Raw genomic sequence first — 17,662 nt, 5'->3', positions numbered from 1 at the left:
TGTACGTTATGTAAGACCGGGAATTACCCCAATGGTTGAATATAACCTTCGTTATTTTTACCACCTCCCGCCGCACAGCACCACCGGGGGATTGTTACCCCAGGTTATGCCGCGCCATCGGCAACAGATAACGCTCTGTTTCAGCCAGTATTTGCGCCAAGTATTCATTATCCAATTGGCGGAACACTCGCTGCACGTAGGGATCTTCCCCTTCTCCGGGAATGCGCTGATCGCCCTGCCAGGCCTGCAGCAGTTTGGCGCGTGCCTTAATTTGCGCTTCTTCCTCCCAGTCGATTTCCTGCGTTTCCGGCAGATAGCACTGACTTAGCCACGCCCAGCCGCTCTTGTTCAACAGCAGCAGCGGCTGACTCAGACCGCGCTGATAGCCCACCAGCAGTTCCGCCAGCTGCGCCTGTGCCTCTTCTGGCGCCAGCGCGGCAAAGCGCCAGGCGGAATTCTTGCGGCCATACATGCGGCTCTCGCCGGTGCCGCCGGCGCAGCAGTACACCAGGTGCTCCAGCCACAGCAATATGCCGTCCACCGCCGACAGCGTAGCAGGCCGCCAGCGCAGCAGGCCGTCATCCTGCACCTGATGCAGCCAGCCGCTGAGGCGCACGCCGGCGATATCGATATCCAGCTCCAGGCTATGGCTCTCTGCGCGTTCCGCACGCACCTGCTCGGCCAGTTCGCTCATCTCCTCCTGCTGTTTTTGCCAATAGATTTCGCCGAAGGCGCCATAGGGCAAGCCGCCGGCGGCGCGCACCCGCTGGAACAACCGTTCGGGATCGTCGCCGTCTATCAGCGTATTCAGCAGCTGGCTGTTGAACTGGTAACGGCTGAGGTTATCCAGCGTGAAGGGTTCTTCGTCGGGCAGCTCGGTCTCTTCCAGGATAAAACTGACTCCCAGCCGCAGTTGGAAAAATGCACGAATCGGATGGCGGTAAAATCGCAGCAGCTCATCCAACGATATTTGCTGCAGCGCTTCGGCGGGCAGCGGCTGGTTGAACGCCGGATGCGCCGCACCGCGCCCATCGGCGGCGGGCAGCCACTCGGCGGCATAGCTTTGCGCCTCCGAGCCCGGCAAGAAATTCTCGGCGGCGAACGGCATGCGCGCGTGCCACTTCAGCAAGTGCTCACCAACCCGCCGGGCGCTGTCGTCTGCGCTGAGTTCCTCATCTCCCGGCAGACAATAGCTTTGCTCCAGGTACTCCAGCAGCTCGGTGACCAGCACCGAAGGGTAGCGCGGGCTGTTGTCTTGAATGGAACGGCCGATGAAACTGATATACAGCCGCTGCTGAGCGGACAAAATCGCTTCCAGGAACAGATAGCGGTCGTCATCGCGACGGCTACGGTCGCCGCGTTTGACCTGCTGCGCCATCAGATCGAACCCCAGCGGCGGCAGCGTGCGCGGATACACGCCGTCGTTCATGCCCAGCAGGCACACCACCTTGAACGGAATGGAACGCATCGGCATCAGCGTACAGAAGTTGATTTGCCCGGCGAGGAAGCGCTGGCTGATGCGCTCCTGATCGAGGCGCGCCGCCAGATCGTCGCGCAGAATGGTCAACGGCACCTCGTCGGGATAGCGCGCCGCCAGGCCAAAATTGATGGCCTGCTGCCACTGCTGTTCGATCAGCGCCAGCACAACTTCGGTGTCGCTGTCCGCAGCGAAGAAGGCATCCAGCAGTTGCCGGCACAGCGGCAGCCACGCTTCGAGCGGGCGCGCTTCGCTCAAGATTTGCCGCCAGTGGCTGAGCTGCGCCAGCAGATCCGCCAACTGCCCCGCCAACTCGGCGACCAATCCGCTCGATTCGTCATAAGGTAAAATGCCCTGCCAATCGCCGGCATTGCTGTCCATCGCGTAGCCGAGCAGCATGCGCGTAATGCCGAAACGCCAGGTATGCTGGCCGGTGGTGGGCAGATCCAGTTCGCGCACGTTATCGTCGTCCAGGCCCCAGCGCACGCCGGATTCACCGACCCAATGACGCAACAGGCGCAGCCCCTCTTCGCCAATGGCGAAACGGGCGGCCAGGGCCGGCACCTCCAGCAGCGCCAGTACCTGTTCCGAGGTAAAGCGGCTTTGCGGCAGATCGAGCAGTGAAATGAACGCCTGCAGCGCCGGATGCGCCTGGCGCGCTTTACGGTCGGAAATGGCGAACGGCAGGTAGCGCTCGGCGGGGGCATTGCCGAACACCGCCTGAATGTAAGGCGTGTAGCTGTCGATATCCGCCACCATCACGATGATATCGCGCGGCGTCAACGACGGATCCTGCGCCAGCATGCTCAGCAGTTGATCGTGCAAAACCTCCACTTCCCGCTGCGGGCTGTGGCAGGCATGCAGGCTGAGGGAGCGGTCGTTCTCATCAAGCGGACGTTTGCTGAAGCTGCTTTCCAGCGTTTCCGCGGTAATACCGATTACCGCATGGTCTTCCAGCTCCAGCATATCGCGCTGAACGGCGTGCAGCATGGTATCGGCCGGGATATCGACAAAGGCGTCGACCTCTTGCGCCCCTTCCATCTGCGACAGCAGATAGAGGTGATCGCGCCCCAGCTTGCCCCAGGAGGCCAACAGCGGGTTGCTGAGCTGCTGCTGGCCTTCGGCGTCAAACAGGCGCGCCGCGTCATCCGGCTCGCGGAACAGCCCCTGCTCACGAGCCTGGTGGTAGTGACGGCGCTTGCGGCTCTGCAAGCGAGCCAAGAAAGCGTAATCCTGAATGTCGCCCCAGTAATAGCGACAGGGATTGGTGAACATCAGGTGGATATCGATATGCCGCCCCAGCGCCTGCAGCGCCTCCAAATAGACCGGCGGCAACGCCGAGATGCCGCAGATAAACACCCGCGGCGGCAAACCGGGCGGGCACGTTTTTGCCTGCTCCAGCGCGTGGATAAAGCGGCTGTACAGATTGGCACGGTGCCATTCCGGCTGCCCCAGCTCTTGCGTGTACTCCACCAATCGCGCCCAGAGCGGCGCCTGCCATTGCTGAGCTTCCGCCAGACCGTCGATATGCTCACCGCGCTGCCAGCTCTCCAGCCACTGCGGGCGATAAACCAAATACTGGTCGAACAGGTCGGCGACCCGGCCGGCCAACTGGTGGATCTTGCGCTTGTCGCCGTCATCGGTCAGATAGTGCTGCAGTGGCGCAAACGCCGGCTGGGTCAGCATCTCCGGCAACAACCACATCAGCTTCCAGGTCATGGCGTCCTTGCTGAAGGCGCTCTCTTTCGGGATATCCGGCAACACCCGGGTGAACATGTCCCAAATAAAGGTCGCCGGCAGCGGAAACGCGACATTGGCGGCGATGCCGAACTGTTCCGCCAGCTGCATCTGCAGCCATTGCGCCATGCCAGGGCTCTGCACCAGCACCACTTCCGGTTGAAAAGGATCGGCCAACGGATCTCTGGCTATCAGCGCGCTGGTCAGCGTTTTCAACAAATCCAGCTGATTGGAATGATAAACCGTGAACATCAAGGCTCCTTTAAAACAAAAGACATACCGGCTTAAAAGCGGGTGCAATACCAGCGGCTCAGCGTTGCCCACTGCCGCTGCGGCGTTTGGATCCTGACCGTCAATCGGCGGCAATCACTCTCGGCATCGTCAAGCGCCGTCTCGCGTCGCCACCCTTCCGGCAGCGGTTCAGCCTCGAGCCGCCTGGTGACGGCAAACGCCTCCAGCTGCTGATGCGCCAGCCCCCAGGCTTGCCGGTAGTGCCACTGGCGCTGAAACGACTGCAACAGCACCTGATGATACTGTAACAAGCCCAGCAGCGACACCGAGAACAGCAAGGCCGCCACCAACACTTCCGGCAGGCTGAAGCCGTTGCGGGATATCCGCCCAGCCCGAGCGTTAGCCGTCACAGTCGACCTGCCTTTTCTCGGGGCAAAAATCCAGCCGACCGCCCGGCTGTGCTTGCACCTTGCCAGCGGCCTCCGCGCCGTTAAAGGTGGCCCATTGATACAACCATAGCGGTTCACCGCCGCGCATCTCGCCAAGGCCGCGTACCGTCACCACGCCCGCTCTGGCAGACAGCCGAGCGCAGGCCGTCAGCTCCGCGCGCTGCCTGCATAACCAGGCCGCCGCACTCAGCTCGGCGCGTGGCCAGCGCTGGCTCATGCCCCAACTCAGCGCCGAAGCGGCCTGATTGTAAGCCTGAAGGTAACGCTGCTGATCGGCAGCCAGTAACAGCGCGTTATCCAACTGCCGATGCTGAGCGTTAAGCAACATCAGCCCGAGCGCCAGCAGCAGCATCACCGCCGCCAGGGTGCTACCGCCTCGCTGGGTACGCCGGTTCATGGCAGCGCCGCCATTTCGACGCTCCCGCTCAGGCTGCGCCCGATACGCGCATCGCTGGCGGAGCGCCCCGCCAGCGTCAGGCGAGCCAAGGTCGCGCCGTGATTGCCCCGCTCTATCGCCACATGAAACCGCTCAATGCGCACTTCGTCATGGTCGAGTAGCCGCTCCCAGCCACCGCCATCGCATTGGCTCACGCCGCGCTGCCCTTCCAAGCCGCCATTGCGCAGCCGGTAACCGAAATAGCCTGCATCCTCGCCCGAAGTGAGCCATTGCCCGCTGCGAGCAATGTCGTAGGCGACGATAACGCAGCTGCCCGCCGCTTCTCCCGCAGCCTGGCCGATCAGCAGCGGCCGGCCGGCGCACTGCCCGGCGCAAAAACCGGCGCGGCGCAGATCTTTCTCAATGCCGAACGCCAACTGCCGCAGCGTTGACTCCAGCCGAAAGTGCTGGCCGACGGCCACGCTTTGCTGGCGCAACAGCGGGTAAGTTTTCGCCGCGCCGAGCGCGATTACGCTGCCGAAGACCAACGCCAACATCACCTCCGGCAAGGTAAAACCGCGTTCTAAAGTCAACATAGCGCCATGCCCCTGAGCCGCTGCCCTTCGCTGCACAAACGCAGCCGCCCACGGGCGGATAGCACCAGCCGCAGGCTGCCTGCATCGTTGCTGAGAAGGATGTGCCCCGCCTGTGCGGTATTGCGCAAACCGTAAAACCCAATCTCTTTGCCGGTGTAGCCGCTCAGCGCAACGTCGCGATAAGACGGCGAGAAGACAGAGCCTTCGGCGGAAGCGCAATCCGGCGGCGGCACGCCACCGCCCAGACACCAGGGCGTGCCGTTCTTGAACCACAGCAGCGTCGTGCGGTTACGCCAGTTGGCGTCCGCCTGCAAGCGCAGCAGAAACGCCAGCAGCTGTTGGGCCGTATGTTCCAGCCGCAGCGCTTGCTGATGATAGCGCCATTGCCCGACGCCCCAGCCGGTCAGCATGGCGGCGATCAATATCGCCGCCAACAGCTCAATCAACGTCATGCCACGCTGGCGATCATCAATGTTCGAGAGAGTATTGTCGTTCATGCCGCCAGTGTAAGGGCCGTAACAACGCGGTAAAGCCACATGCGCAAGCGCTGCGGCAAGCTGCGCAATGTTTCCTCTACGACGGCAGGCGGCGACAAAAAAATGCGGCGCGGTGCGCAATGCGGATAAAAAAAGGGGCGCAATCGCTGCGCCCCTGATGTGATGCGGTTAAGGTCAGATCGCGACCGGCGCCTTGATGGCCGGATGCGGATCGTAACCTTCGATCTCGAAGTCTTCGAAACGGTAATCGAACAGCGAAGCCGGTTTGCGTTTGATCACCAGCTTCGGCAACGGACGCGGTTCACGCGTCAGCTGCAGCTGAGTCTGTTCCATGTGGTTGCTGTACAGGTGGGTATCGCCGCCGGTCCAGACGAAATCGCCCACTTCCAGATCGCACTGCTGCGCCATCATGTGCACCAACAACGCGTAGCTGGCGATGTTGAACGGCAGGCCGAGGAAGACATCGCAGGAGCGCTGGTACAGCTGGCAAGAGAGCTTGCCGTCCGCTACGTAGAACTGGAAGAACGCGTGGCACGGCGCCAACGCCATCTGATCCAGCTCGCCGACGTTCCAGGCGGAAACGATGATGCGGCGCGAATCCGGATCCTGCTTCAGCTGTTGGAGCACGTTGCTCAGCTGATCGATCTGACGGCCGTCCGCTGCGCCCCAGGCACGCCACTGTTTGCCGTACACCGGGCCGAGATCGCCGTTTTCATCGGCCCACTCGTCCCAAATGGTGACCTTGTTGTCACGCAGGTAGGCGATGTTGGTATCGCCGTTCAGGAACCATAACAGCTCATGAATGATCGAACGCAGATGACATTTTTTGGTGGTCACCAACGGGAAACCTTCCTGCAAGTTGAAACGCATCTGGTGGCCGAAAATCGACAACGTGCCAGTGCCGGTACGGTCGGCTTTAGGGGTGCCCTCGGCGAGCACCTTGTTCATCAAATCCAGATACTGTTTCATTTGTCCCTCACGACAGTTGTTGCTGCGGGCGACGACGGTACGCCCAAATCATCATAATAACACCGGCCACCACCATCGGGATGGACAGGATCTGCCCCATGCTGATCACGCCGTCGAACAAGCCAAGCTGGGCATCCGGCTGGCGGAACGCTTCAACGATGATGCGGAATGCGCCATAACCGATCAGGAACAGGCCCGATACGGCGCCCATCGGCCGCGGCTTGCGAATAAACAGGTTCAGAATGATAAACAGCACCACGCCTTCCAGCAGCAGTTCATACAGCTGCGACGGGTGGCGCGGCAGTACGCCGTACTGGTTCAGCAGCGGCAACAGAGAAGGATCGGCGGCGGCGAGGGCCACGTCTTCGCTGCGCGAGCTTGGGAACAGCATTGCCCAAGGGGTATCGGTGGTCACGCGGCCCCACAGTTCACCGTTGATGAAGTTGCCGAGGCGGCCGGCACCCAGACCGAATGGGATCAGTGGCGCGATAAAATCGGAAACCTGGAAGAAGGTGCGTTTGGTGCGGCGAGCGAACCAGAACATCACCAGAATCACCCCCATCAAGCCGCCGTGGAACGACATGCCGCCATCCCAGACCTTGAACAGATAGAGCGGGTTATCCAGGAACAGCGGCAAGTTGTAGAACAGCACATAGCCTACGCGGCCGCCGACGAATACGCCCAGGAAACCAGCATAGAGCAGGTTTTCAACTTCGTCTTTGGTCCAGCCGCTGCCCGGCTTGTTGGCGCGGCGCACCGCCAGCCACATGGCAAAAACGAAACCGACCAGGTACATCAGGCCGTACCAATGCAAAGAAACCGGGCCAATGGAGAAAATGACCGGATCAAATTTAGGAAACGCCAGATAGCTATTGCTCATCTATCACCACAACATGTCTGTTATTTTTCCCCATGCGGGGGCGGCAGGTGCCAAGCGGCGACGGAGATTATCCCGCGCCTTGCAAACGGCAGCGTTAGCCGCTGTGGTGTGCAAGGCGACGAGCATGCGCCGCGCTGAGGTTGCGCATCATAACATAGGCTTAGCACGGTCCGGTCCGGCAGGGCGGGAAAAGTTCTGTAAAAAAATCACACCGCACGGCGGCTATCGGCCCCCGCGGATCAGCCCGCCCATGCCGCGCCGCTCCATAAACGCCGCCACCAGATGGCGCACTTCGGTGGTCATCTGAGTGTTCAACACCCGCTGCGCCAGCACTTCGGCGTCGGCAAGGTCGATATGCCGCAGCAGGTATTTGATGCGCGCCACGCTGCGGCCGTTCATGCTCAGATTACGATAGCCCATACCCACCAGCAACAGCGCGCCCATGGGATCGCCGGCCAGTTCACCGCAGAGGCTAAGCTGCAACCCGGCTGCTTTCCCCTGCTCGGCAATCAATCTCAGCACCTGCAACATCGCGGGATGCAAACTGTCGTACAACGAGGCGACCCGGGTGTTGTTGCGATCCACCGCCAGCAGGTACTGCGTCAAGTCGTTAGTGCCGACCGAGATGAAATCAACGCGCCCGGCCAGATGCGGGATCAGGAAAATCATCGACGGCACTTCCAGCATCACGCCGATTTTCGGTTTCGGGATCGCGTAGCCGAGCACTTCTTCCACCTCGCGCCCGGCGCGGTCAATCAGGCGTTTAGCCTCGTCGACCTCTTCCAGGCTGGTGACCATCGGCAGCAGAATGCCCAGGTTGCCGGTGCCGGCGTTGGCACGCAGCATCGCGCGCACCTGAATCAAAAAGATCTCCGGCTGATCCAAGGTAATACGGATGCCGCGCCAGCCCAGGCAAGGGTTCTCTTCGCTGATCGGCATATAAGGCAGTTGCTTGTCGGCGCCGATGTCCAGGGTGCGCAGCGTGACCGACTTGCTCGGGTAAAGCTGCAGCATGCCCTGGTACTGCGCGACCTGCTCCTCTTCGGAAGGGAAGCCGCTTTGCAGCATGAACGGGATTTCGGTGCGGTATAGCCCCACGCCATCCACCCGGCCGCCCAACAGCTGTTCATGTTCCGGGCTGAGGCCGGCATTCAGCATCACCTGAATGCGCTCGCCGCTTTTCAACTGCGCCGGCTGCTCGACGTCGTCTTCCGCCAGCTTGCTCAGCTCCAGCTCTTCGCTGATCAGCCGTTGATATTCCTGCACCAGTACCGGCTCAGGATCGACCAGCAGTTCACCGCGATAACCGTCGACGATCAGCAACCGCTGGCTGAGCAGAGAAGGCTGGATGTCGGCGCCCATCACCGTCGGCACCCCCATCGCCCGCACCAGAATCGCCGCATGCGAGTTGGCGGCACCGTCGCGCACCACCACGCCGACCAGACGATCCTGCGGCACTTCGGCCAGCAATGTCGCGGTCAGTTCATCCGCCACCAGCACAAAACGCGCCGGCCACTGGGTGGCACCCTGGGTGGTGTCGTCGAGGTGGAACAGCAGACGCTGGCCCAGCGCGCGCAGGTCGCTGCCGCGCTCGCGCATGTAGGTGTCCTGCAGTTTGGCGAACTGCTCGGCAAAGGTTTCTATCACCTGTTTCACCGCCCACTCCGCCACCGAACCGTTGTCGATTTCGGCGAACAATTCTCGCTTGAGACGGGCGTCGTTTAACAGGTGAGAATAAAGATCGAAGATCGCCGCGCTCTCTTTTTGCGAACTGGCGGCAAAACGCTTGCTGAAGCGGCGAAACTCCGCGCCGGCCTCTTCCAGCGCCAGCGTCAGGCGCTCGCGCTCGCTGGCGGTGTCCAGCGTCGACGCGCGGTAAACCTGATCGAGAGAAGGCTGGCTGCTGTCCTGCCACCCTTCCGCCACCGCCACGCCGGGCGAGGCCGCCAGCGCGCGCACGCGCGTTTGGCGATACTGTCCGAAAATGGCGTTGAGCTGCGACTGTGACAGGATCCCGGCCATCTGCGTGGCCAGGGTGACCATGAAAGACTCTTCGCTTTCGTCGAACTGGCGCAGTTCGCGCTGCTGCACCACCAGCACGCCCAGCAACTGGCGCCGATGAATGATCGGCACCCCGAGGAAGGATCGGAAACGATCCTCTTTCACCTGCGGAACGTATTTGAAACTAGGGTGGCTTTGGGCATCGGCCAGGTTGATAGGCTCGGCCCGGCGGCCGACCAACCCGACGACGCCCTCGTCAAACGCCAATGCGATAGTGCGCCCGCGCGGCTTTTTCAGCCCGCGCGTGGCCATCAGGTAGTAACAGCGGCGATCGTTGTCCGCCAGGTAGATGGAACACACTTCGGTGTCCATCGCCAGACAGGTTTCATTGACCAGCAGATCCAGCGCATCCGTCAGACTGGCCGCCGCGGCCACCTTCTCTACAATTTCTCGCAAGCGCGTGAGCATAGTCGGCTTAACTTAACCTCTCTTTCGGCGATAAGCGGGGCCCTGCCGCGGCGCCGCCTGCTCTTGCATCGGCATCACGGTCACGGCGAATTCTTTCATCACCCGGCGATAGACGTCGCGTTTGAACGACACCACCTGGCGCACCGGATACCAGAAGCTCACCCAGCGCCAACCGTCGAACTCCGGCGTGCTGCTGCGCTGCATATTGATATCAGCGTCATTGCACAGTAGCTGCAACAAAAACCATTTTTGCTTTTGGCCGATACAAACCGGCTTTGTGTCCCAACGCACCAAACGTTTCGGCAATTTATAGCGCAACCAGTTGCGGGTCGAAGCCAGGATGCGCACATCCTTTTTACTCAGCCCCACTTCTTCGAACAGCTCACGGTACATCGCCTGCTCCGCAGTTTCGCCAGGGTTAATCCCACCTTGGGGAAACTGCCAGGAGTGCTGACCGTAACGGCGGGCCCATAAGACCTGCCCCTGACGATTACAGATTACGATACCAACATTCGGGCGGTAGCCATCATCATCGATCACCGGACTACCTCGATAAGCTTAAATTCGCATAGATGTCCTGATTGTTTCACACAAGCTACAGGCGGTAAACCACTGCTTTACGGCGCTGCGGACCGGATAACATTGGGATAACTCACAGATATAGGCAAAGTTATAAACATACCCCAGCCTTTCGGGCCGGTTTTATTCACTTTTTCTGTGGATAGGTGTGTGCAGAACTCGAGGGATAAGCCGGTACAACTCTTAAACCCCAAAATCCCCCACCGCCCCCAAAAACACACATTTACCTTAAAAACATACACTTAATTAATGCCACATCATTATGTACAGAGTAAAAATGTGATCTATGCACGGCAAGGATCTTACCCTGGCGAAAGATCCACCAACGCCGTTTTTATCCACAGATTATCCGAGCAAGTTACGCACAAAACGGACAAATTCGTAAAAAACCGCCCGAGTCAAGGCTGTAAATTGAACCAGTGATCGGTAAAAATTTGGGTTATCCCATAAATCTGTGGATAAATAGGTGTAAGATCCTGTTTATTGTCGGTGGCTTCAGGTGAACAAGCCCCGCCAGTGCATTGCCTTCCCCGCAAGGAAATGAAAAAATTCATGTAAAATCATGCTACTATTATTCTTTTCCCCAGGCGATGACGGTTATCGTTCGTCGTGCATAATTGCAGTACGTTTTTCAACCAAATTCGACAGGCTTGATTTATGGCGTTTTTATCCCCTTTGCCGCCCCCGCCGGAAAATGAACGGCAGCTGTTCGAGCGTGCTCAGGCGCTGGCCGGCGCCAGCTTTGGCGAGCTGGCCGCCCGCGCGCAGCTGCCGATCCCCAAGGATCTGAAGCGCGATAAGGGCTGGGTGGGCATGCTGCTGGAGCTGTACCTCGGCGCCATGGCCGGCAGCAAACCGGAGCAGGACTTTCCCGAACTGGGCATCGAGCTGAAAACCATTCCTGTCGACGCCGCCGGCAAACCACTGGAAACCACTTTTGTCTGCGTCGCCCCGCTTACCGGCAACAGCGGCGTCACCTGGGCCAGCAGCCACGTTCGCCACAAGTTGGCGCGCGTCTTGTGGATACCGGTAGAAGGCGAACGGCAGATCCCGCTGGCCGAACGCCGCGTCGGCTCGCCGCTGCTGTGGAGCCCGAGCGCCGCAGAAGAAGAGAGTCTGCGCCGCGATTGGGAAGAGTTGATGGATCTGATCGTACTCGGCCACGTAGAGCGCATCACCGCGCGCCACGGCGAAGTGTTGCAGCTGCGCCCCAAAGCCGCCAACAGCAGGGCGCTCACCGAAGCCATCGGCGAACAGGGGCAACCTATCATGACGCTGCCGCGCGGTTTCTATCTGAAAAAGAGTTTTACCGGCGCGCTGCTGGCAAGACATTTCTCAATCTAAGCGATTTCGTTTAACTCTGGTTTAGCTAACCCTGTCAGCGCCACGATAAACGCGTATAATTCACGCTTTGCATTTATTAAGTATTAAGGTGTGCCGGGCAATGTTCGAATGGATTATGGATCCCAATGCCTGGTTAGCGTTAGGTACGCTAACCATTCTTGAGATCGTACTGGGTATTGATAACATCATTTTTCTGTCGCTGGTGGTGGCCAAGCTGCCCCAAGCGCAACAGAACAAAGCTCGCCGGCTCGGTCTGGCCGCCGCCATGATTATGCGCCTGGCGCTGTTGGCCTCCATCGCCTGGGTGATCCGCTTGACGCACCCGCTGTTTACCGTGTGGGATCACGCCATTTCCGCCCGCGATCTGATCCTGCTGTTAGGGGGGCTGTTCCTGATCTGGAAAGCCAGTAAAGAGATCCACGAAACCATCGAAGGCACGGAAGAAGAGCACCACACCAAGGTGCACAGCTTCTTCGGCGCGATCGTGCAGATCATGCTGCTCGATATTATCTTCAGTCTGGACTCGGTGATTACCGCCGTGGGCCTTTCCGACCATCTGTTCATCATGATGGCGGCAGTAGTGATCGCCGTCGGTGTGATGATGTTCGCCGCCCGGCCGATCGGTGAGTTCGTCAATCGCCATCCGTCGGTGAAAATGCTGGCGCTGGCGTTCTTGATCCTGGTGGGCTTCACGCTGATGCTGGAAAGTTTCCAGGTGCACGTGCCGAAAGGCTACATCTACTTCGCCATGTTCTTCTCGATGTCGGTAGAAGCGCTCAATCTGATGCGCAGCAAGAAAAACCGCTCGCCGGAATAACCTTACCCGGAAGCCGCCATCGGCGGCTTCCATCGCTTCGTTGACCTCTCATTTCACTTTTTCTTATCAGATAAAGACTTATCTGAGACGCCCTTCGCCGAGAGTTTGCTAATCTTGAAATAACAACCTTTTCTGCATAATCGAGGATCCGCAGGATGAAAAAGTGGGTAATGGCAGTGTCTGCGCTGGTGATGGTGGCCGGCCTGGCGGGATGTTCCAGCGACTACGTGATGGCGACCAAAGACGGCAACATGATCCTGACGCAAGGCAAGCCAGAGATCGACAAAGATACTGGCCTCATCAGCTATAAAGACGAGAAAGGCAACCACCGCCAGATCAACGGCGATCAGGTTTCCCAGGTTATCGAACGCTAATCACCGCCCGCCGGCTATCGCCCGCGCGAGCGCGGTAGCCCTCATTCGTGTCCGCACGGAATCCGCTTCCCCCATCTTCACCGCTTGGTTATAGTCAGAAAAGGCGACATCGCCGCCCGACGGACTTTGCGCCGTCTTCTGACATTGGGCTCCTGTTTCACCGGGCCGCGCGGCCCGTCAGCGCTAACAAGAAAGGAAGGCCGTTAATGCAATACCACCGTATTCCCCACAGTTCTTTAGAAGTGAGCGTGCTGGGACTGGGCACCATGACCTTTGGCGAACAGAACACCGAAGCCGACGCCCATGCGCAACTGGACTATGCATTGGCCGCAGGCGTGAACCTGATAGATACCGCCGAACTGTATCCGGTGCCGCCCCGCCCGGAAACCCAGGGCCTGACCGAGAGCTATATCGGCAGCTGGATCAAGGCACGCGGCAATCGCGAAAAAATCGTCCTGGCCAGCAAAGTCTCGGGCCCGGTGCGCGGCACCGACAGCAGCATCCGCCCGCAGCAGGCGCTCGATCGCAAGAACATCCGCGCCGCTCTCGACGCCAGCCTCAAGCGGCTGAACACCGATTATCTCGATCTTTACCAATTGCACTGGCCGCAGCGCGCCACCAACTGCTTTGGCAAACTCAACTATCAATACACCGATGACAAAGCTACGGTTACGCTGCTGGAAACGCTGGAGGCGCTGACCGAGCAGGTGCGCGCCGGCAAGATTCGCTATATCGGGGTTTCTAATGAAACGCCCTGGGGCGTGATGCGCTACCTGCAGCTGGCGGAGAAACACGAGCTGCCGCGCATCGTGTCGATTCAAAACCCGTACAGCCTGCTGAACCGCAGCTTTGAGATTGGCTTGGCTGAGATCAGCCAGCACGAAGGGGTGGAACTGCTGGCCTATTCCAGCCTGGCGTTCGGTACTCTGAGCGGCAAATACCTCAACGGAGCTAAACCGGCCGGTGCGCGCAATACGCTGTTCACCCGCTTCAACCGTTATTCAGGGCAGCAAACCCAGCTGGCGATCGCCGAGTACGTGGCGCTGGCCAAAAAACACGGTCTGGATCCTTCGCAGATGGCGTTGGCCTTCGTGCGTCAGCAACCGTTCGTCGCCAGCACCCTGCTGGGCGCCACCACGGTGGAGCAGTTGAAAATCAACATCGACAGCCTCGATGTGGTATTGGATGAGGACGTGCTGCAGGCGCTGGAAGAGATCCATACCCGGTTTACCATTCCGGCACCTTAATACAGCCGGGGCGCAGCCTGGCTGCGCCCCGTTTTTTACCGCCGCTGCGACCACCATAGCACGCTAATCGCCAGCGCAAACACCGCGCCAAACCCTACGCCGACGCCCACCACCGGCACGCCCAGCTTCACCACCAGCGAATACAGCGCCAGCATCAGCAACATGGCGGCGTTTTCACCCAGGTTTTGCACCGCGATCGCATTGCCGGCGCCGACCGAATGCTTGCCCCGCTCCTGCAGCAACGCATTGAGCGGCACCACGAAGAAGCCCCCCAGCATGCCGATGATCGCCAGCAAGACATAGGCATTGAGCATGGTGGTTTGCAGCGCGAACACCGCGACCGCGACGCCGATCAGGATCCCGGCCGGCATGCAGCGTTTTACCGTCTTCAGCGTGACGAAGCGCGCGGCAGCGCCGGCCCCCACCACGATACCTACGGCCACCATGGCGTTCAGCAGCGTCGGCGTGGCGTTATCGGCGATACCGAGCGCCACCGGCACCCACAGCACCAGCAGAAAACGCAGCGTCACGCCGGCCCCCCAGAACAGGCTGGTGCCGATCAAGGAGAAACGCGTCTGCCCATCGCGCCATAACGTGACGCAGGCGGTAAAGAAGCTGTTCGTCATGGCCTGCGGGCGCCAGGAGGCCCCCGGGCGCGCCGCCGCCAGACGCGGAATATACAGGTTGGCGACCACCGCTCCCGCGTAAACCAAGGCGCAGGCCGCCAGCGCCGCGACCACATGCCAGTCCGCCAGAATACCGCCGGCCACCGAACCGGTCAGAATGGCGGCGATGGTCGAGGCCTCCATCAGGCCGTTAGCCTTGACCAGCTTCTCGCCGCTGGTGATCTCGCCCAGAATGCCGTATTTGGCCGGCGAATACGCAGCGGCCCCCACGCCGACCAGGCTGTAACCGAGAAACGGGTTGAACCCAAAGCAGATCACCAACGCCCCCGCCAGCTTCAGGGCGTTGGCGAACATCATCACCCGCCCTTTGGCGAAGCTGTCGGCCACCTGGCCGACAAACGGTGCCAGGATGATGTAGGTGGCAACAAAGGCCATCTGCAGGATCGGCTGGCTCCAGTCCGGATACAGCTGCTGCTTGATCAACGCCAGCGTGGCGAACAGCAGCGCATTGTCGCCGAACGCCGAGAGGAACTGCGCGCTGATGACGGCGATCATGCCGCGTGACAACAAAGGGGATTCGGTCGAAGGATTCATCAGGCACTCTCCGGCTGTTCGGCCATATGACGCAGGGTGACAAAATCGGGTTTGCCGCTGCCGAGCACCGGCAGCGTTTTCAACAGGCGAATATCACGCGGCACCGCCAGCTCCGGACTGCCCAGCTCGCGCGCCACTCGCAGCAATGCCTCGCGTGTGATGGCGGGATCGGTGGTGAACAGCACCAGCGCCTCACCTTTGCTGCTGTCGCTTTTGGCGGTGGCGGCATGCAGTTTTTCCGGCGACAGCCGCTGCGCCAGCAATTCGACGCTCTCAAGCGACACCATCTCCCCCGCCAGCTTGGCGAAGCGCTTCACGCGGCCGCGAATGGTGCAGTAACCCTGCTCATCCAGGCTGACGATATCGCCGGTGTCGTACCAGCCCGGCTGCAGCACGCCGTTCTCATCTTCCGCCGCCGGCGGCTCCAGCTCGCCGGGGCGCTCAACCCGCAGATAGCCTTTCATGATATTCGGCCCCTTCAGCTGCAGGCGGCCGCCGTTATCGATGCCCGGCACCGCGATCAGGCGCGCCTCCATCTGCGGCATGATGCGGCCAACGGTGCCCACTTTCGTCGCCAGCGGCACGTTAATGGAGACCACCGGCGCGCACTCGGTCACGCCATAGCCTTCCAGGATGCGGATGCCGTATTTGTCCTGGTAGATCTGTTTGGTGCTGTCCGCCAGCTTTTCCGCGCCGGCCACCACGTAGCGCAGGCGGGCGAAATCATACGGATGCGCGAAGCGCGCATAGTTGTTGAGGAAGGTCGCCGTGCCGAACAGCACCGTGCAGTTGCGGTCATACACCAGCTCCGGCACCACGCGATAATGAAGTGGGCTGGGGTAGAGAAAAATGCGGCTGCCGGTGATCAGCGGCGTGAGCAGCCCCACCGTCAGACCGAACGAGTGGAACAGCGGCAGCGACGACATGAAGCGGTCGCGCGGCGTGAAGTCGGCGATGGTGCGAATTTGTTCTACGTTGGCCAGCAGGCTGGCGTGCGAATGCACCACGCCCTTGGGGTGGCCTTCGGAACCGGAAGTGAACAGGATCAGCGCCGCGTCTTCCGGGCGTTGCGGCAACGCCGCGCGCTGCGGCTGCAGCAAATGCCGCAAAATCCACAGCTTGTCCGCCAGCGTGACCGTATCTTTCAAATCTTCCAGATACACCCAGTTGGCCTGCGGCACCTGTTCCGGCAGGTGAGTCAGCTTGCCCTTTTCCAGAAACTGGCGCGAGGTGACGATGGTCTTGATGTCGGCGGCAGTCATCGCGCTGTTCAGGCCGTTGGCGCCGGCGGTGTAGTTGAGCATCGCCGGGATGCGGTTACGCAGCGAAGCGCCGAAGATCGCCGCCGCGGTGATGGTGGCGTTCGGCAACAGCAGGCCGACGTGTTCCCCTTCGGCGGTAAAGCGCTGCAGAATACGGCTGACGCCCAGCGATTTCTTGATCAACGTCTGGTAACTGTCTTCTTTGAAAGCGATGTCTTCGATACAGGGCTTGCGGCGCCCGTAGCGGTGCTGCGCCGCCAGCAAGGCATGGAACAGCGTCTGCGGTTCGCGTGTATCCATCCGCGCCCGCATCATGATCTGCATCAGCCGATCGCCTGCCAGCGCCCGGCGTTCACGCGCGCGCGGCGCCTCTGGCATCGGCAGCGTGGTCGGCGGCAAGATGCGAATGCTGATTCGCGGGAACCAGCGGATTTTGAATACCCCGGCCATGCGGCCGAACGGGCTGAATTCAGGCCCGTCGATCCGCACCGGCACCACGGTGGCGCCCGATTTGGCGGCGATAAACGCCGCACCGTCGTAGATTTTCATCAGCGCGCCGGTCACGGTGATGCGCCCTTCAGGGAACACCACGATCGGCCGCCCCTGCTCAACCATCCGCACCAGCTGTTTGATGGCCATCGGCTTGGTGGGATCGAGCGAGACGAAATCGATGTAGGGCCGCAGCCAGCGCATAAACCAGCTCTCGCCGATGCTGGCGTAAACCGCAAACACCGGTTTAATCGGCAGAAACAGCGCCAGCAGCACGCCGTCGAGGAAAGAGACGTGGTTCGGCGTAATCAGCAGTTTTTGCCGCTCGAAGTGCTGGACGTCCCCTTCGACCCGAACCCGAAACAGCAGGCGAAACAGCGCGCGCAGCAGTGAAAAGATCATGCCCTTCTCCCTTGGCCATGGAGGCGTAAATCGTTGTAGGGAAAAGAATACTATATGGCAGGCAAAAAAAAACCTACGCATCCGCGTAGGTTGGTGCAATTGAAAATGGCTTCAACATACAGAGTATGCTGATTTCTCACCAATCAATACCTCTGGGATCACCTACTCTAGAGAGATGGCGTGCAGGAAACTACCGGCGAATCGCAAGAGTTCTGCTCCAAATGCAACCAGCTGTAAATTTCCCGCG

The 17,662-nt window shown here is 60.3% G+C and carries 15 protein-coding genes; 4 read left to right on the top strand and 11 right to left on the bottom strand.

Translation table 11 applies throughout. The annotated features are described in order from the left end of the window. Nucleotides 1-94 precede the first annotated feature (94 nt). The 9 genes from recC to rppH all read right to left on the bottom strand — a co-directional run bounded on the left by recC (nucleotide 95) and on the right by rppH (nucleotide 10,221). Nucleotides 95-3,466 carry an exodeoxyribonuclease V subunit gamma gene (gene recC, locus QOL81_RS22025; protein ID WP_283440030.1) on the bottom strand — a complete coding sequence of 1,124 codons (3,372 nt, stop codon included), beginning with the start codon at nucleotides 3,464-3,466 and terminating at the stop codon, nucleotides 95-97. A 32-nt stretch (nucleotides 3,467-3,498) separates the two neighbouring features. Further along, the gene (locus QOL81_RS22020) at nucleotides 3,499-3,855 is read right to left on the bottom strand and encodes a prepilin-type N-terminal cleavage/methylation domain-containing protein (RefSeq protein WP_070913909.1); all 357 of its coding nucleotides are present in this window, start codon (nucleotides 3,853-3,855) and stop codon (nucleotides 3,499-3,501) included. Continuing rightward, nucleotides 3,845-4,291 (bottom strand): YgdB family protein, encoded by a 447-nt coding sequence (locus QOL81_RS22015; protein WP_070913908.1) that lies wholly within the window; start codon nucleotides 4,289-4,291, stop codon nucleotides 3,845-3,847. The genes QOL81_RS22020 and QOL81_RS22015 overlap by 11 nt, the downstream gene beginning before the upstream one ends. Then, complete coding sequence (locus tag QOL81_RS22010; RefSeq protein WP_070913907.1) at nucleotides 4,288-4,866, bottom strand: prepilin peptidase-dependent protein; 579 nt, start codon at nucleotides 4,864-4,866, stop codon at nucleotides 4,288-4,290. Before QOL81_RS22010 ends, QOL81_RS22015 begins: the two co-directional genes overlap by 4 nt. Beyond that, the gene (locus QOL81_RS22005; RefSeq protein WP_070913906.1) at nucleotides 4,860-5,363 is read right to left on the bottom strand and encodes a prepilin peptidase-dependent protein; all 504 of its coding nucleotides are present in this window, start codon (nucleotides 5,361-5,363) and stop codon (nucleotides 4,860-4,862) included. The genes QOL81_RS22010 and QOL81_RS22005 overlap by 7 nt, the downstream gene beginning before the upstream one ends. A 174-nt stretch (nucleotides 5,364-5,537) precedes the next feature. After that, complete coding sequence (gene thyA / locus QOL81_RS22000; protein ID WP_016929918.1) at nucleotides 5,538-6,332, bottom strand: thymidylate synthase; 795 nt, start codon at nucleotides 6,330-6,332, stop codon at nucleotides 5,538-5,540. Between the two features lie 7 nt (nucleotides 6,333-6,339). Beyond that, nucleotides 6,340-7,212, bottom strand: coding sequence for a prolipoprotein diacylglyceryl transferase (gene lgt / locus QOL81_RS21995; protein ID WP_015378920.1), 873 nt, complete (start codon nucleotides 7,210-7,212; stop codon nucleotides 6,340-6,342). Between the two features lie 222 nt (nucleotides 7,213-7,434). Beyond that, nucleotides 7,435-9,681, bottom strand: coding sequence for a phosphoenolpyruvate--protein phosphotransferase (ptsP, locus tag QOL81_RS21990; protein WP_283440029.1), 2,247 nt, complete (start codon nucleotides 9,679-9,681; stop codon nucleotides 7,435-7,437). A 12-nt stretch (nucleotides 9,682-9,693) separates the two neighbouring features. Next, nucleotides 9,694-10,221, bottom strand: a complete 528-nt coding sequence (rppH, locus tag QOL81_RS21985) for an RNA pyrophosphohydrolase (protein WP_169318728.1) — start codon at nucleotides 10,219-10,221, stop codon at nucleotides 9,694-9,696. Between the two features lie 696 nt (nucleotides 10,222-10,917). Here rppH and mutH point away from each other — a divergent pair. From mutH to QOL81_RS21965, 4 genes are all read left to right on the top strand, one after another. Then, the gene (gene mutH, locus QOL81_RS21980; protein WP_060441344.1) at nucleotides 10,918-11,604 is read left to right on the top strand and encodes a DNA mismatch repair endonuclease MutH; all 687 of its coding nucleotides are present in this window, start codon (nucleotides 10,918-10,920) and stop codon (nucleotides 11,602-11,604) included. Nucleotides 11,605-11,704: 100 nt separating this feature from the next. Continuing rightward, the gene (locus QOL81_RS21975; RefSeq protein WP_169318729.1) at nucleotides 11,705-12,421 is read left to right on the top strand and encodes a TerC family protein; all 717 of its coding nucleotides are present in this window, start codon (nucleotides 11,705-11,707) and stop codon (nucleotides 12,419-12,421) included. A 155-nt stretch (nucleotides 12,422-12,576) separates the two neighbouring features. Beyond that, nucleotides 12,577-12,795 (top strand): YgdI/YgdR family lipoprotein, encoded by a 219-nt coding sequence (locus QOL81_RS21970; protein ID WP_038878690.1) that lies wholly within the window; start codon nucleotides 12,577-12,579, stop codon nucleotides 12,793-12,795. Between the two features lie 206 nt (nucleotides 12,796-13,001). Continuing rightward, the gene (locus QOL81_RS21965) at nucleotides 13,002-14,042 is read left to right on the top strand and encodes an NADP(H)-dependent aldo-keto reductase (protein ID WP_060423007.1); all 1,041 of its coding nucleotides are present in this window, start codon (nucleotides 13,002-13,004) and stop codon (nucleotides 14,040-14,042) included. A 35-nt stretch (nucleotides 14,043-14,077) separates the two neighbouring features. Here QOL81_RS21965 and lplT read toward each other — a convergent pair whose 3' ends face one another. Continuing rightward, on the bottom strand, nucleotides 14,078-15,262 hold the full coding sequence (gene lplT / locus QOL81_RS21960) for a lysophospholipid transporter LplT (RefSeq protein WP_197783813.1): 1,185 nt from the start codon (nucleotides 15,260-15,262) through the stop codon (nucleotides 14,078-14,080). Next, nucleotides 15,262-17,415, bottom strand: a complete 2,154-nt coding sequence (gene aas, locus QOL81_RS21955; protein ID WP_197783811.1) for a bifunctional acyl-ACP--phospholipid O-acyltransferase/long-chain-fatty-acid--ACP ligase — start codon at nucleotides 17,413-17,415, stop codon at nucleotides 15,262-15,264. The genes lplT and aas overlap by 1 nt, the downstream gene beginning before the upstream one ends. Between the last annotated feature and the right edge of the window lie 247 nt (nucleotides 17,416-17,662).

Source organism: Serratia sp. CC22-02 (assembly GCF_900182895.1).
GTDB lineage: Bacteria > Pseudomonadota > Gammaproteobacteria > Enterobacterales > Enterobacteriaceae > Serratia > Serratia nevei.
The sequence above is the reverse complement of the archived record's forward strand: the minus strand, read 5'-3'. Positions and strand labels throughout refer to the sequence as shown.

Bases quoted from the DNA above. Each gene is read 5' to 3' on its own strand.
- thyA (WP_016929918.1), bottom strand. From the start codon at position 6,332: ATGAAACAGTATCTGGATTTGATGAACAAGGTGCTCGCCGAGGGCACC.
- QOL81_RS22005 (WP_070913906.1), bottom strand. From the start codon at position 5,363: ATGAACGACAATACTCTCTCGAACATTGATGATCGCCAGCGTGGCATG.
- ptsP (WP_283440029.1), bottom strand. From the start codon at position 9,681: ATGCTCACGCGCTTGCGAGAAATTGTAGAGAAGGTGGCCGCGGCGGCC.
- QOL81_RS21970 (WP_038878690.1), top strand. From the start codon at position 12,577: ATGAAAAAGTGGGTAATGGCAGTGTCTGCGCTGGTGATGGTGGCCGGC.
- lgt (WP_015378920.1), bottom strand. From the start codon at position 7,212: ATGAGCAATAGCTATCTGGCGTTTCCTAAATTTGATCCGGTCATTTTC.
- aas (WP_197783811.1), bottom strand. From the start codon at position 17,415: ATGATCTTTTCACTGCTGCGCGCGCTGTTTCGCCTGCTGTTTCGGGTT.
- QOL81_RS21965 (WP_060423007.1), top strand. From the start codon at position 13,002: ATGCAATACCACCGTATTCCCCACAGTTCTTTAGAAGTGAGCGTGCTG.
- recC (WP_283440030.1), bottom strand. From the start codon at position 3,466: ATGTTCACGGTTTATCATTCCAATCAGCTGGATTTGTTGAAAACGCTG.
- QOL81_RS22015 (WP_070913908.1), bottom strand. From the start codon at position 4,291: ATGAACCGGCGTACCCAGCGAGGCGGTAGCACCCTGGCGGCGGTGATG.
- QOL81_RS22010 (WP_070913907.1), bottom strand. From the start codon at position 4,866: ATGTTGACTTTAGAACGCGGTTTTACCTTGCCGGAGGTGATGTTGGCG.
- lplT (WP_197783813.1), bottom strand. From the start codon at position 15,262: ATGAATCCTTCGACCGAATCCCCTTTGTTGTCACGCGGCATGATCGCC.
- mutH (WP_060441344.1), top strand. From the start codon at position 10,918: ATGGCGTTTTTATCCCCTTTGCCGCCCCCGCCGGAAAATGAACGGCAG.
- QOL81_RS21975 (WP_169318729.1), top strand. From the start codon at position 11,705: ATGTTCGAATGGATTATGGATCCCAATGCCTGGTTAGCGTTAGGTACG.